General features: G+C 51.7%; 14 protein-coding genes, 1 tRNA gene and 2 pseudogenes. All 17 read left to right on the top strand.

The genetic code is table 11. The features are described 5' to 3' along the window. The first annotated feature begins 266 nt into the window (after nt 1-266). A complete protein-coding gene (locus AC6I6H_RS21630) occupies nt 267-464 on the top strand; it encodes a hypothetical protein (protein WP_497956553.1) in 198 nt (65 codons plus the stop codon). 418 nt (nt 465-882) lie between these two features. Beyond that, nucleotides 883-1,875, top strand: a complete 993-nt coding sequence (locus AC6I6H_RS21625) for a YncE family protein (RefSeq protein WP_497956551.1) — start codon at nt 883-885, stop codon at nt 1,873-1,875. A gap of 1,122 nt (nt 1,876-2,997) precedes the next feature. Continuing rightward, nucleotides 2,998-3,216, top strand: coding sequence for a hypothetical protein (locus AC6I6H_RS21620; protein ID WP_497956550.1), 219 nt, complete (start codon nt 2,998-3,000; stop codon nt 3,214-3,216). A gap of 271 nt (nt 3,217-3,487) precedes the next feature. Then, a complete protein-coding gene (locus AC6I6H_RS21615; RefSeq protein ID WP_497956548.1) occupies nt 3,488-3,769 on the top strand; it encodes an N-acetylmuramoyl-L-alanine amidase in 282 nt (93 codons plus the stop codon). Between the two features lie 466 nt (nt 3,770-4,235). Beyond that, nucleotides 4,236-4,314: transfer RNA gene (locus AC6I6H_RS21610), tRNA-Leu, on the top strand. A gap of 236 nt (nt 4,315-4,550) precedes the next feature. Beyond that, nucleotides 4,551-4,962, top strand: a pseudogene (locus AC6I6H_RS21605) (CbrC family protein). 220 nt (nt 4,963-5,182) lie between these two features. After that, a complete protein-coding gene (locus tag AC6I6H_RS21600) occupies nt 5,183-5,713 on the top strand; it encodes a hypothetical protein (protein WP_497956547.1) in 531 nt (176 codons plus the stop codon). A 69-nt stretch (nt 5,714-5,782) separates the two neighbouring features. Beyond that, nucleotides 5,783-6,196 (top strand): hypothetical protein, encoded by a 414-nt coding sequence (locus AC6I6H_RS21595; RefSeq protein ID WP_497956546.1) that lies wholly within the window; start codon nt 5,783-5,785, stop codon nt 6,194-6,196. 77 nt (nt 6,197-6,273) lie between these two features. Continuing rightward, nucleotides 6,274-6,495 (top strand): hypothetical protein, encoded by a 222-nt coding sequence (locus AC6I6H_RS21590; RefSeq protein ID WP_497956545.1) that lies wholly within the window; start codon nt 6,274-6,276, stop codon nt 6,493-6,495. Nucleotides 6,496-6,554: 59 nt separating this feature from the next. Then, the gene (locus AC6I6H_RS21585; protein ID WP_497956544.1) at nt 6,555-10,583 is read left to right on the top strand and encodes a phage tail tape measure protein; all 4,029 of its coding nucleotides are present in this window, start codon (nt 6,555-6,557) and stop codon (nt 10,581-10,583) included. Next, on the top strand, nt 10,580-11,134 hold the full coding sequence (locus tag AC6I6H_RS21580) for a phage tail domain-containing protein (protein WP_497956543.1): 555 nt from the start codon (nt 10,580-10,582) through the stop codon (nt 11,132-11,134). The genes AC6I6H_RS21585 and AC6I6H_RS21580 overlap by 4 nt, the downstream gene beginning before the upstream one ends. A gap of 17 nt (nt 11,135-11,151) precedes the next feature. Further along, a complete protein-coding gene (locus AC6I6H_RS21575) occupies nt 11,152-11,556 on the top strand; it encodes a phage tail fiber protein (protein ID WP_497956542.1) in 405 nt (134 codons plus the stop codon). Nucleotides 11,557-11,576: 20 nt separating this feature from the next. Beyond that, nucleotides 11,577-13,988 carry a hypothetical protein gene (locus AC6I6H_RS21570; protein WP_497956541.1) on the top strand — a complete coding sequence of 804 codons (2,412 nt, stop codon included), beginning with the start codon at nt 11,577-11,579 and terminating at the stop codon, nt 13,986-13,988. A 14-nt stretch (nt 13,989-14,002) separates the two neighbouring features. Beyond that, a complete protein-coding gene (locus tag AC6I6H_RS21565; RefSeq protein ID WP_497956539.1) occupies nt 14,003-14,566 on the top strand; it encodes a hypothetical protein in 564 nt (187 codons plus the stop codon). Further along, complete coding sequence (locus AC6I6H_RS21560; protein WP_497956538.1) at nt 14,566-14,673, top strand: CD1375 family protein; 108 nt, start codon at nt 14,566-14,568, stop codon at nt 14,671-14,673. The genes AC6I6H_RS21565 and AC6I6H_RS21560 overlap by 1 nt, the downstream gene beginning before the upstream one ends. Beyond that, nucleotides 14,670-15,182: a phage distal tail protein gene (locus AC6I6H_RS21555; protein ID WP_497956536.1), complete on the top strand. Its 513-nt coding sequence runs from the start codon at nt 14,670-14,672 to the stop codon at nt 15,180-15,182. Before AC6I6H_RS21560 ends, AC6I6H_RS21555 begins: the two co-directional genes overlap by 4 nt. Nucleotides 15,183-15,199: 17 nt before the next feature. Beyond that, nucleotides 15,200-15,556 (top strand): annotated as a pseudogene (locus tag AC6I6H_RS21550) (hypothetical protein); the annotation flags it as partial.

Genomic DNA, 15,556 nt, shown 5'->3' with positions numbered 1-15,556 from the left:
TACGAATCAAAAGGTCGGGAGTTCGAATCTCTCTGGGCACGCCATTTACACTTATCCCAAAACGTTCATTATGCCGGTGTGGCGGAATGGCAGACGCGCGCGACTCAAAGTTACTCGTCATATTTTCGTCATGTTATGCACTAATTTGAACGCCGATTGTACGTTTGTACAGTCGGCTTTTTCGTGTTCATAAAGCGCAGTATAAAGCGCGATGAAATACGTAGCCGCACGCGACCTCAGCGAAAGTAAATCGCAGGAGGCGCGGTATGGGACGAAGGAAAAACGTTTTAACTCAAGAGGAGTTACTGCCGGATCATAAGCCGATATATCCCGTAGATGACATCGAAAGCGCGATCGACTTATTCATGCGCGACGGACGTATACGCAATATCAGTGCGGATACGGCGGCGTTTTACCGCCAAGAGTTAAACAAGTTTAAGCGTATATTAGAGAGCAGTATGTAGACACGACGCCGTCTATGAGATGATCACGAAGAAGACAATAAAGGGGAACGTGATACTGTATTTAATGGACCTTGGTAATAAGGGGGCGTCAATTAACTTTTTGTGCACTCAGAATATGTTGTGCTAAATGAGATCGCTGATATGAATACGCTTGGTAAAAGTTGGGGGTATTACTACCTAACATCTACACAGAACGCCTTATTTGATGTCTCTATTTGAGGATAGGTTGTTTGTAACAGAAATTGGTGACGGTAACGAGGGGCGTTTGCACCAGGCGACATCACATCTTCGTCAACCATAACCCATTTCAAGTTTGATGGCTGGGCAGATGATGACGATATGAATACTACCCTGAATAATGATAACATGGAAAATCTATGTTAAAGTTAGATAGAGATTCTACATCCAGGGATTGGTGGTGGCTAAAGTGCAAAAATGTTTCAAAACCATACTGTTCATACTTTGCATATTAATGACTTCTGCGTGTGTAAATCGGGGGAACGAAGACCCACTAAACGCTTTAACTCTGGTAAGTCCGCAAGAAGAATGGAAAAAAACTTTACTTTTGCCCACACACATTAATAAGGTTGGAGACACTTACTTTATCGTCGATTTGAAGCATGGCCGCATTATTTATAACGATAATATAGAAACCAACATATCCAAGTGGAAAACTATGATGGATGATACTAATGGCGGACACAGTATTGCAAGCGATGGGCAAATTTACTTACATGATGACACAGAGAATGGTACTATCAGGATTTTTACAAAAGATGGTGACGGATTTAAACAAACACAAACATTCGAAGGCGGCATCAGGCCACATTATGTTTTGTATGATGAAGATACGAAATTGTTTTACGTGTTAAGTTCAAGGGACGGAACAGTTAGGGTCCTGAAGAATAACGGAGGTGTTGCGGAAGTTGTTAACACAACCCAAATAGATGTAATTAAAGAGGCATACGTAAGGTCATTTAACATAATTGATGGTTATATGTACCTTATTTCTGGCACTGGTTATATCTATAAAACAGACTATAAAGGCTTTAAGTTTAATGTCGTAGATGAATACCAGGTGCCAATAAACATTACGGAAATGAACTTTATAACTAAAATTGGAAGTTATTTTTACCTAACATCCACTCAAAACAACGTTGGCGAGATAGTTCCCGAGTTCATTAGAACAAAATCTTTAGATAGACTAATAAACAATGAGTACGAAGACTTATATGATATGTTTGGTTTCGAAGCTACGCCATATTATATCTCTTCTTTTGACGACAAATTTTTTATCACCGAGATAGGCGAAACGAATGGAATCAAAAGTTTTGAGGTTAAGGACGATAAGATAAATAATATTACAAATGTTTATCAATTCAAGGAGATTGTAGAACGCCCGGCAAATTGACACAACTCAAAGCGCCCTCGGGTAACTCCGTAGGCTATTTGTTTGAAAGGCGGTAGATAACGTTTTTAACAGGTCCGCATTTAACCGCTCTCCGATCAACTAACGCAGACGATACGTTAAGCTTCCGCATGCCTATGTCCAGCGCTGGTTTTCCTGAAAGCTCCCGTTGAAAGGCTACGTATAGGACGAACGTGGCCAGTTCTGCGTAATTAAGAGCCGGGGCCGGACGCGTGAAGACCGCAAATTAACCGCAGTTATCACGTGTACGCATGTCATGCTTACGCTTGCTGAGGTAAAAATCCCGTACTCCTCACATATTACGGAGGGGTACGGGTATTCATTATCGCAGCTTACGGCGATCATACAAGCGGTAACGGGTGTTCGTGATCCACGACACGTTCGACTTAGCGGACGTTTTCGATTGGGGGCGGACTAACGTCTCGAAGCGCTGAACGCGGCGCTCCCGCTATACGGCGCGGAAGTGGGGCCGGATAACTACACACTACACATCTGCAAGTCGATTGGCAATCAGACACAGCCGTACGAGTATAGGTTCGGGAAAAATATCGCAAGCGCAACGTTTAACGACGACGGCCGCTCGCTGTGTACACGTCTTTATGCGGAAATGAAAGACTCGCAGCGATTGAGAATGTGTTTAGCGCCGGCCGTATCGGCACGGATGTATTTGAGGCTTTCGCAAAGCAGGCGATCTCGGGTATTACGAATAGTAAGACGGAGTTGATATATCCGGAAACTGGCACGTACACGAGAGAGCCGACATACTGCGAGCGCTCGATAACGAGATTGACCCGGCACTCGCGGAATACGAAGCCCACCCGGAAGGTGGCGACTAACGTAGAACAAACGATATGGGCGGAGATTGCCCAAAACGGAATCTTCGCGCTCGCCGCCGCCGTTGTTGCGTACGCGCTGTGGAAGCAGAAGCAACGTATCGCAGACGAGGCGAAAGCGCGGGAGGAACGAAATAGTGCGGAGGCTAGGACGGAGCGCGACCGGCTCCACGCGGAAAAATCGCGCGGGAAGACCGCTTGATGAAGCTGGCGGAAGGTTTGACGGAGCGGTTCGAAGTATTGGCGAAGCAATGCGACGGGCTGGCTTCGGATGTGCACGACATTAAAGAAAAGATTTACCGTTAATGGACCAATCGAAACGCAGGATATTCTCACACTTGCGGCGCTCGTCGCTGCGTACGTCGGTGTCGTCAAAGGATTCGGTATTCCGAAAAAATGGACGCATCTGGTCGCGATCGGCATCGCGGCTATCTTCGTTTTGCTTCCGGACGTAGTACAGGACAAACTTGCGTTTATCACCGTTGTCTGACTAACGGCGTCGGGCGCGTACAATTACGTTAAACCTGGTGACCCCAGCAACCAACCGAAGAAAGGCGGCAAGTAACGCATGAAAATAGTAATTGACGCAGGCCACGGCACGCAAACGCCCGGCAAGCACTGCCACAGCGTAGTCGTCTGGTACGTGCGCGATGGGCTCGCGAAATTTAACGGAGTTGAGAGGTTACTTACACACGCTGACGATGGGGCGCGGGACGTGCCGATAAACGAGTGATACAAGTACACTAATTCGTGGGAAGCGAATGTCTTCGTATCGATCCACGCTGACGCGTATGGTAGTGGCTGGATGGACTAGCGCCGGCGGAATTACATCGCTCGTCGATTACCGTAAACCCACGGAAGCCGTTAACCTGGCGCAGACGTTGCGAAGGAAACTCGTAGCGGCTACGGGCCTTAACGATCATGGGATGATGTACCGTGATAGTGTCGGCGTGCTAAATTATACGAACATGACTTCCGTACTCGTGGAGTGCGTATTTATGACGAATAAAACGGAGGCCGCGCTCCTCAAATCGGACGCTTAGCGCCGGAAATGCGCGGACGCTATCGTTGCTGGGCTCACGGAGTTTTACGGACTCAGGCGGAAGGAGGACACGAAAGTGGAGACTAAGCCCGACGTTGAAGTACCGCGATGGAAACGTGATATTTACGCCAATGCGTTGAAGGCCGGCATTATCACGTCCGACGAGTAGTTGGCGAAGATAGGCGAGCCGACTCAGGTATGGCTCGTGTTGGCTGCGGCATTGAATGCGAGGGAATAACGAAAAGATCGTAACCTTTGCGGAGTGAATTCGTTTGGGTTACACCCTATTTTTTCGTTTATAAGCTTGACAATACGCCATGTTTGCGGTATATTATATATCGCTGTGGCGCGTACGACTACGGCTGCGCACGATTCGTTTACGTCTAATTTGCCGTCGATTGACCGCAAATCGTACGATGTAAACCGAATAAAGCGCGGTACAAACGCGGAAATAGCGCACAGGATATGCCGGTGTGGCGGAATGGCAGACGCGCGCGACTCAAAATCGTGAGGGAAACCGTGGAGGTTCGAGTCCTCTCACCGGCATCAACGAAAGCTTATGAAATTGTAACCAAAACAATTTCATAAGCTTTTTTATATTTAGATTGCCTTTCGCATCATCTTACAAATGAATCATACAAACCTCCAGTTATTATGTATATTAGTCGGGCGGCGGTGCTTCTTACATGGATAAACACTGTTAAATCCTTTTGTAATCTGCATGGAGGAGCAGTCAATGAGTAAAAGACCATCATTAAAAGTATTCATCCCCATCCATTTGTATGAAAATGGCCTTATTAAAAATAGGTCCGGCTTCTGCCAATGCTGCACGGCAAAGCAGTAAGCCAATAAAATATACGACAATGTATTGCGAAGAGTCGGTAAACTGTCTTTGTTTGGAATGCTTCGCGAATGGAACGGCCGCCGAGAAATTTAATGGTACTTTAATTCAGGATACAGAAACAAACAAAGGACCAGGTGAAGATTGATGAATTGTTCAAAAGAACACCAAAGCTATGTCAGCTGGCAAAGAGATATTGGCTTGCCTGCTGCGAGGACTTTTGTGCGTTTTTTGGCGATGTTGGAACAAAGGAATTAGAGGAAATGGGTATTGGCAGGACCGGGTTTTGCTGTGTCCGTGGGAGAGGGGATTTTTCTATAGCAATGGGACATGAAAAACTTATTACTCCATAGGACATGCGAAGGATATTTGTGTCTAATTTGTGTCATTGAATGTCGTGTGCTGTATTTTGCATCTGCTCAAAGCCTTACCTAATGAGGGGGAGTTCAGGAGAACTTCATCCTCTGTACAGAGCGGAAGCACTTTTCCAATTGATGAGTGCTTTATGGCCCATTCGGCTGGGAGGCCTCCCCGGTGGGCTTTTGCTTTTATCAGAAAAGGAGGAAAAACAAAATGGCGCAAGACATCAGCAAAATCGAATTGGGGCCCGCAGTGGTGGAGTATGGCGACGGGGCTGATAAAGTCACGTTTGAAACCACGATCGGCGGGGTGGTATTGACGACCGAAACCACCTACCGGGACCAGCTCACCGATCAGACGGGGACCACGCCGGTCAGCAAACGCGTCACCGGCCGTTCGGCCAGCGTTACGATTCCGTTCGGGGAGTATCAGCTTTCCGTGATCTCGAAAATTATGGCGGGTGCGACGACGGTTACCAACGGCAACGCTTCGAAAATCGAAATTAAAACGGGCGTCGGCGTCAATCTGCTGGACCTGGCCAAAAAGGCCGTGATCAAGCCGCTGTCTCATCTGGGCGATCCTGCGTTTTGGGTGACGCTGCCTCTGGCCTACCCGGAAACCGACCTCAGCTATTCCTACAACAATGAAAACGAACGGATCACGAACGTAACCATTCGCTCGACGCCGGACGACCAGGGGAACATCCTGATCCTCGGCGACGAAACGGTAACGGCAACCCCTTAACGGGGCGGCGAAATAAGCTGGGCGGCGGACTCTTCCGTCGCCTTTTTCCATTCGGAAGGAGAGAAGAATATGCGGCTGAACAAGCGCTTGGCCACAGACAGTATTACATTCGGGGAAGGAGGAGATTCGCCCAAAAAGGTCCGTGTCCGGAAAATCACCGTGGGTCAATGGCAGGATTTGTTTGGCGTCGTCCAAGCTCTCCCCCAACTGATTATTTCCGTCATGGGAGCTCCTCAAGCGGAGCGGGTCGGGTTCTTTGTGGTTGCACTGAAGGAATCGCTGGATGACGTCATGCGGATTGTCTCCCTGCTCACGGGCATCGAAGAGGACTGGCTGCGGGAAAACGCGGCTCTTGATGAGATCGCGACCTTTTTTATCGAAACGGCAAAGGCGAACAATTTTGGGGCGCTGCTAAAAAACGTGCAGAGCGTTCTCAGGCTTCCGGCCGAACCGGGGAGACCGGGGCAGGAGGACGCACTTTAACCGTAACGGAGTTTTTTACGGACTGCGCCGTCCGGCTGGGCAAGACGCAGGTGGAATTTGAGGAAGGCTATTACGTCATGGACCTTTTGGATGTGCTGGAAGCCCATAAGAGGCAGCAAGCCGAAGGAGCCATGCAGGATCTGAACACGGCCATTATTTCGCAAACAACGGATAAGGATGCATATCGCCAATATGTGGACCGGCTGCAAAAACAAGCAGGGGCTGAACGGGACAACAAGCCGAAGTTTGACGAAGCCGGCTTCCAGGCGATGAAGTACCGGCTGCGAACCGGGCAATAAGCCTTTTCGAAAGAGGCAAGCAGACAGCCCGAAAGAGGGTGAGGAAGATAAACGGAACAATGGATATAGGAACAATTTACACCGTGTTGCAGGCCGCTCTGGACAAGTATTTGGCGGGGGTCGACAAGGCAATTGCCAAAACACGGGAGCTGGCCGAGGCGGGCAAGGATATCGGCAAGCTGTCGAGCCAGTTTGAGGGCGCGGCGGATTCCGCGGAAAAAAGCAAGGAAAAGATCCAGGCGGTCGGACAAGCCTGCCTGGGACTTGCTGCCAATTTGGCGGCACTCGCGATGAAGGCGGTCAATACGGCCTCCGAATTTGAAGACTCGATGGTCCGCATGAAGACCGTCACGAATGCAAACGGCCAGGATTTGGAGCAGCTTCGGCAAGCCGCCCTGGAGTACGGGTCGGCGACCGTTTTCAGTTCCGCCGAGGCGGCGGATGCGATGACGAAACTGGGGCGGGCGGGATACTCCACCAAGGAAATTATGGCTTCCATGCCCGGCGTTCTTGCGCTGGCTGCGGCTTCTCAGACGGACCTTGGGATGGCTGCTGATTTTACGACCTCCATATTGCGTGGATTCGGGCTCGCTGCGGACGAGAGTGGACGGGTCGCGGACGTGCTCGCGAAAGCCTCAATTGATTCGAAGGCAAACGTAACCGAGCTTGGAACGGCGTTAAACGACGTAGCGCCTGTTGCAGCCAATATGGGCATCTCCCTGGAAGAAACCACGGCCGCCATAGGGGAATTAGCGAACGCGGGAGTAAACGGAGAGCAGGCCGGTTCACAATTGCGTGAAATTTTGCTTTCGTTGGCTTCTCCGAGTAAAGAGGCTTCTTTTTACATGGAGCGCATGGGTGTATCGATAAAGGATCAGGCCGGGCAAATCCTCCCGCTTTCGGATATCGTCGGCCAGCTGCAAGGCGCCTATGAGAGGATGACGGAAGCTCAGAAAGCCGATGTTGCCGCAACCTTGGTTGGTCAAGACGCAGCATCCGGCTTTATTACCTTGATCCAGAATGGGCAGGCTGCGATGGAATCGTACACCACCTCGCTCCAAAACGCCGGCGGGACGGCCGAAAACGTAGCTGCCGTTCAACTCGATACGTTTAGAGGGAGCACAGAGCAATTGAAGTCCGCGCTTGAGGGGGTGGGGATCTCCGTCGGCGACGCGCTGATTCCGGCGATTCGCGGCGCAGCCGAAATTATAACGAAGCTGCTTAACGGATTTAACTCCTTAAGCCCTGCGCTGAAAACGGCGATTACAATAGGCGGTGCTACGGCTACGGCGCTTATTGCGGTTGGCGCTGCGGTTGGCGGACTAATCGTCTTAATTAACTCGTTAAAAGGTGCAATGGTTGGGCTCGGGGTCACGGTCAATACAATGTTTCCGTGGCTTGGCGCGATTGTGCTTTTGATTACGGGAGTATCGGCTGCCGTCGGGTATTTTTCGGGGAAATCAAAAGAGGCCGCTGATGCCGTCAGAGAACACGAAGAGGCGCAGCGAGCGCTTAATGAACTGCTTGAAAAGTCTCCGATGTCGCGTTCGGTGGCGGACCTTGAAGAACTGCGCAGCAAGATTACAGAGGTTACGGACGTCCTTCATGATCGCGAAGAACTGGAAAATCGCCTTGCGGAAGCGGAAGCGAAAGCGGACAAACTAACCGGAAATGAATGGAAATATGGCGAAGCTCTAGCTGAAGAGATTAATGCAATTAAAGAAGCGTTAAAGGAGGTCGACAACCTTCTAAAAGAGATGGGTTACGATGGTTTTGAGGATGCCACGCAAAAAGTCGGGACAATGCGTAAAGAGGTAGAGCAGTCGACGCTAGCGCTGTTTCATGAGAGGGAAGCAGAACTTGCTAATATAGCTGCTAAAAACGAAAAGGTAACGTCGATGGAAAATGCCCTCGCGCGTTATAAAGAACTGTCCGCACTGGAGGAACTTAACGCGGTACAAAAGCAGGAACTCGTCGACCTAACAAAGACGCTCCGTGATGAATATCCGGCGCTCAGCCACGAGCAGGATAAAAACGGAAAAATCCGGATAACGAACATCGGGGTCATAGAAGACCAGATCGCCGCAGACCGAGAGTGGGTTACCAATGCCGGCAAATCGCAGAAAGCGTTTGTAGACGGTCTCATAAACATCACAAAAGCACAAAAAGCTGCTGTTGACGCGCAAATTGTTGAGTACGATCGTCTTCTTGCGAAAATGGCCGAGTCAGACGAGTATTATAACGACGCCGGCATTGCGATGAATAGTGCTTCCACAGGCGTATTCAAAGCTAGACGGAACGCCTACATCGAGCAGGGGAAGTCAGCAGACGCGATAAAAGAGATGGAGCAGACGGCGGCGCGACTCGAGAAGGGATACTATAGTCTTGGCGGGACAGGATTCGAAGACCCTATCAATACTGACAAGCCGGACGAGGGCAAAGGCGGCGGCGGTCAAGCATCCGGCAAAACTGCGGAGGAAATCGAAGCCGAAGCCCGAAAGAAAGCCTACGATGACGAAATTGCAATGATCCGTTTCCGCACGGAATACTACGATTGGTCGGTAGAGGAGCAGATTAAGGCATACGAGCAAGCCGGTAAAACCCATAAGGAGTATTTAGAGAAGAATGTCGAGGCAAAGCGGGAATATTTTCTGCAAGTCAAACGGCTCCAAGAAGATTCCGCACAGTCCCGATATGAGTTCTCGACGACCGTTATCGATCAGGAAATGCGACGCATGGAAGACGCCGGCAAGAACGAATACGAGATGGCTAACCAAAAGCTATTTCTGTGGACGCAGGTTCGGAGCCGGTATAAGAAGGATAGCGACGAATACAAGGCGGCCGATGAGCAGGTTTATCAAGCCCGGAAGGAAAAAGCCGCAGCCGCAGCGGAATTGACGCGCAAAACCTATGAAGACCGGGTGCGGGCAATTGAAGACGAAATGAGACGCATGGAAGTGGCCGGAAAGTCCGAGGCTGACATCGTGAAGTACCGCTTAGAACAATGGGCGCAACTTGCAAAGGATTATGCTGGTAATGCTGAGCTTATGAAGCAGATAGACAAAGAAATGTTCTCAGCGCGAAATGCACTCGCGGACCAAACGGCCAAACTCGGAGAGGATTACGTAAAAGCGCAGAAAGACGCGATTAGCAAGGCGAAGGACGCGGAACTTAAAGCACTAAAGGACCGTAAGGCTGCGGTAACCGACCGGTATCAATCGGAAATCGACGCAATCCAAGAGCTCCGTGACCGTATGAAGGAGTTTAACGCCGACGCCGACTACGAGACGCAGCTTGCAGAAAAACGCGCACGACTTGCGTCATTACAATCCGCCGTCGGTCCGGAGGGTATTGCGGAACGTGAAGCGTTGCAAAAAGAAATCGATCGGATGCAGCTCGAACACGAGCGGGAACTCGTCGACCGTTCGCTCGCCGCGCAGCAAGACGCGTTAAAGGATCAGCAGACGGCAGAGGAAAAGGCGTACGACGACCAAATTACGCGCACAGAGACACAGTACGCCGCGTTAATCGGCGCGTTTGATTCGTACTCCGGCAACGTCAAAACGATTGAAACGGCAATCGCGGATTTCCGCATTACGGAAGCTGGCCGTGCGAATACGCAAATTCTCTCGGACCTTGACGCATTTCTCACGCAATATAACGAAAAAATGTCATCGCTCATAAAGGCGGAAACCGATGCAGACACGATTCGGTATAACGCGAACGGTAAAGCGTGGAACGAAGCGAAGGCTCGCGGAGACAAAGAGGAGATGGCCCGGCTCCATGCAGAAAACCAGGCGCTACGCGACAAATACGGTATGCCGTTGGATATCGGCAAACTCGTTATCCCTCAAGATTATGGGGTAAAATCCTTGTCCGTCCCGTCGTCGGTCGTGTCCGAATTTGTTGCGCCTGCCCGCGTTGTTGAACGAACAGCAGTTGCGGCGACCGTAACGAATATCGTCAACAATATCGATATGAGCGCGGATAGCGTCGAGATTGCGGACCAACTTGCAGCAAAGACGTTTTACGGCGAGCGCGAACGGTTGGCTCAACGTCTGTATGCTACGGGAGGGAAAACGTTATGAGCACGGACTATGACGTAAAGGTAAACGGCGTGTCCGTGCGGACGTTGGGGGCTTCTTTGTATGAGCGTAGACTTCCGGTCCTCCCGGCAACACGCGAGCAAACCGTAGAACTAGCGGGCGTTGACGGCGTGCTTGATTTCGGCGCATCCTACGGTCCGCGATCGGTTGGCCTGACGCTCGAAATTACAGCGGGACCGACGTACTATCACGCCACGGTCGCGCAGATTGCCCGCATGTTTAACGCCAAGCGCGGGCTTTTAACGTTGGAGTTTACGGACATGCCTAGCAAGTTCTACCGCTGCGTATACGCAGGCACGCTCGGTAACAGCGGTGGAATCGGGTCACGCCTTTTTGACGTCGAGCTCCGGATGAACGACCCTTGGCCGGTCGGCCCCGAGCAAGTAATGGAGTTGATGATTGCAAACGATCCTCAGACAATCATCGTCAAGTCTAACGGAGACGTCGCGGCTGAACCCGTTATCACGCTCGTTAATACGGGAGCCAACGTAATCCACGGATTTATGCTTACACACGAATACACGATAAATTAACGGAGGTTAACGAAAATATGGCGATGCAAATTTCAAATTATTTGTCGGCCGTGCTTTTGAACGAAATTTTACGGAATACCGCGTGGTCCGGCCCGTCAACGGTATATGTCGCGCTATATACGTCCGATCCGACCGCAGCGGACACGGGCACGGAAGTGAGCGGAGGCGCATACGCAAGACAAGCGGTAACGTTCGGAGCGCCGGCTTTGGTTAGCGGAGAGCAGACAGTAAAAAACAGCGTGGAGCTAACGTTCCCTGTCGCTTCAGCCAATTGGGGTCTCGTGACACACATCGGACTCCGAACGGCAGCAACGGGCGGTAACTTGTTGTTTACGGACGCCGTCGACAATCCGCGCACAATCCAGACCGGCGACCGGATGAAAATTCTAGTGGACGGCCTCGCGGTTAAATTTACGCAGTAAACACGAGGAGGTGACGAAACTTGGCGCAAATGAAAATGTACCCAGCGCTCGCAAACAGTCCGCAAACCGAACTGAGCGCAGCAATTACGAATACAGCAACGTCAATAGCCGTGCTCGACGCGTCGAAACTGCCGGCCGCGCCTAACCTTGCGACTATTGGCGTTGATGAGACGGCGGAAACCGTGCTGTATACGGGAAAGAGCGGAAATACATTAACGGGGGTTACACGTGGATTTAACGGCACAACTGCAAAGTCGTGGTCAATTGGAGCGAAGGTTGCTCGTAATTTTACGGCTTATGATGCGGATGCGATGCGCGGAAATATCGCGGAGCATGATGGGCAACTTGCGGACGTTCCGAGCGTTGCGGTCACGTTGTCTCCGGGAGTAAATACCGTAACAGCGCCACGGGATGCCCGCCTGTCTGGTGTTGGCTTCGCAGGCCGGACGTTGGTCAACCTGTTCGGCAGGAATGGAAGTTTTGAAACTCCATCGTCAAGTCACTCTGGTATTGGTGCTGGGTGGTGGGGTGGATCATTTGGCGAACTCGGGGGAGCGATACCCACGTTGGAAGCGACAGGTGCCAAGTACGGCAGACTAGCGCAACGCATAACAACCACAGCAAGCGACACCAAACAAGACCGATACCTCTATGCCAGCATTTACCCTGCTATCTCGCCGGGCAAGTATGTCTTGCTCGTTGATGTATCTATGAGTTCGGGGGCATCCGGAGGTGTTGAACTAGTCGGTGCTTACAACTCCGGTTTGTCAACGGTTAAAAAACAAGGGGCGAATGCAGGTAACAGCACGTGGATTATTAAATTTAACTTTGATGCCGCGCAAGTACAAATCCGAATAAAAAACACCACTCCTGTCGGTCAGGTTGAATGGGTGCAGTTTGATGGAGCGCGGCTTTATAAGGTTAGCGATGACGAATATACGGCGTTTGACGCACTAACGGCTGCACAGTTAACCGCCAAATACCCGTACACCGAGGGCATCCAAACGGTCGACCGCGTATATGTCCACCGCCAAGAGGGCGTCGAGACCACGGATGCTATGTACCTGTGGGACGTGCAGGCGGCGACGGGCGACACCGTTTACCAAGATGCTGACGGCCGGATGCGGATCAACCGAGTGCGGCGGACGTTGGATTTGACGGGGGATTCGGCGTGGAAGCATGTAAACCCCGTTACCGGTGGCAAACGAGTGATGGTTACTGGCCTGACAGCAAACGTTTATGACACGCCAACCAATCTGCTTGTAAAGTACGACGGAAAACCACTGAAGTACGCTTCCGATCCAGCCGCAAACGATGAATTTGTGCTAAATGGCATTGGGAATTTTTATGTGGTGATTCCCAACGCCGACAGCGGATGGGGGCCGGACTACAACCCGTCTGCCGACGAGATCAAGGCATATTTTAACGGGTGGCGGATGTACGACGGTGTAAGCAACCCGGCGGGCGACCCGATACCATATAACCGGACGGACGGTAACGGCAAATGGTGGGTAGCGGTTGCGACGCCAGGAGTAGGATCAACAGGAACTCTCCCACCAGCGCCAGCGCCCGGTTATACACCATACCGCCTCCAGTATCAGCTTGCGACGCCCGTCGATGAGCCGATCAGCCAAGAGGGCGCGATCCTGCTCCGAGAGGGCGACAACGTGCTGGAGATGGGTACGGGGGCAATCGTGCGGGAGAGGGCGCATCCCGGCTTTGCCATCGCTGCCAACCATTACGACATTAATGGGACGGCAACCAACTCTCAATTTCGATTTAGATCTCGGGAAATCGTAAATATGTATCGAGACGCCCGCCTCGATCTCCTGTGGCACAAGTGGATAAATCCAGATCCAGCACAAATTTACGGATTAGAAGCGGCCTATTTTGAAGCGTCAGACTATGACCCCGCCGCCGTCTACTCCGTTACCTATCTCGCACTGGACACGCACCTGACCGGACTAGCTCCGCTGGAAATCACTGCTCAACGCGCGGCTAACCTGCGAGGGGCTGTAGACGGAGCGCTCGCAGATGTAACAGCGCTGACCGGGCGGGTGGACGTGCTGGAGGCGGGTAAAGCAGACGCGGAGCAGCCGGGATGGATCACGCCGACGCTGCTTAACGGGTGGACCGACTACGCCGGATCATATCCCCCATTTGGCTACCGTATAAATGCGGGCGGACAGTTAGAGTTTCGAGGTGTTATTCGTAATGGAGCGCTTGCGGATGGGACACGCCTTTTTTTGCTGACACCAAGATATAGACCTGTAAAAACATCCACTAGATCGACATCCATGTCAAGTGGCACCGTGGGAGAAGTGCTGTGCCGCATTACCGTTAATGACAGCGGCTACGTTGATCTTCGGAATATCAATTCTGGCACTAGCGAATTTGTCATAATGGATAACCTGACATTTACTCTCGACTAAGGAGGACCCTGCCCATGAAAGAAGCAATCATAACCGATCCCGCCGGAATCTATGCGGACGTGGAGCTCGTAGCCGACACAGAAACCGGCGTCACGCCGCTGTATGAGACGCCCGCACGCGATCCGGACGGCGAACAGCCGGAGCCGGTCCTGATCGGTTACCGTGTGGCCGTGCCGGTCACTCCGGGGCTGTACAAGCCGCGCTTTGACCTGGCCGCGTGGGAGGCTTACGAATTGGCCGTAGCCGAGGCACAGGAGGGCCATGCCCAAGCTGTCGAAGCAGCGCACGCCGAATGGTCGGCTGTCTACGATGAATGGGCGGCCCAGCCGGAGGACGAGCGCGGCGATCCGCCGGAGTACACGCCGCCCGCCTATGCCCCGCCGGAAGCGCCGGCGTTGTGGGTGGAGGCCCTGACGCCGGAGGAGATCGAGGCGTTGCATCCGCCCGTACAACCGAGCGACTTCGACGCCATCCAACTCGCACTCGCCGAACTAGCGGACGCACAAACAGCGGATATTAACGCGATGCAGCTCGCTTTGGCCGAAATCGCCGCTCTCTTGACGGGAGGTGACGCCTAATGGTACGTATTTATGTCGATCTTATCCGTAAGGGATTATGGACATTGTCTGCCGTCCCTCTGCGGTGGAAAAACGCGGTTGAGGCCGAGTTAGAGGCGGACGAATGATCGCGTTTAACCGTTCCCCATTTAACCGTACGGCCTGCGTGGATGCATATTTTACCGCGACAATAGCAACCCGAACGGACGTTGCTGCACGGATTAACATTGAATTTCCGGCCTCTGTTGTCTTCGAAATAGCAACGCAAACGAACACTTCCTATTTACGCGAAATTCCGCTAGGCGCAGTGATCGAAAGCGCAACATGGATGATGGCGCAACATATCCGCGAGATTTTCAGGAGCGCAACCGTCGAGACGAAAGTTACCGTTGAGGCAACGCCTACGTTTACGCACGTTGACGTCGCAAATTTTACCGGCAATTTCGCGCCCGGTGACCGTATCGTTATCGACACCGCTGCGCAGACGATCACGCTCAACGGCGTTAACGTGCTGCACATGTTTGACGGCGAATTTTTGCGCTTAGTCCTCGGTGATAATGCGATAACGTACACAGATAACGAATCGAAGCGTACCGTACTAACGCGTGTAACCCACCGTGATAAATATCTGTACTGACGAAGGAGGCCGAAATCTTGACGCAATATTTACAGTCGTATGACCGCTCGCGCCAACGTATCGGCGTCCTCGTCGACGCTGATCCGGACTCGGTCGTACGCACGCGGAGAATCAACGCAGACGATACATTAAGCTTCCGCGTGCCGATGTCCAGCGCAGATTTTCGTGAAAAACTCCCGCTGAAAGGCTACGTAAAGGACGAGCGCGGCCAGTTCTACGTAATCAATAGCCGGGGCCGGACGCGTGAAGACCGCAAATTAACCGCAGTTATCACGTGTACGCATGTCATGTTTACGCTTGCTGACGTAAAAATCCCGTACTCCTCACATATTACGGAGGGGTACGGGTATTCATTATCGCAGCTTACGGCGATC

The sequence above is a fragment of the Gorillibacterium sp. sgz306347 genome (assembly GCF_059735245.1).
This window is presented reverse-complemented; position numbering and strand designations above follow the sequence as displayed.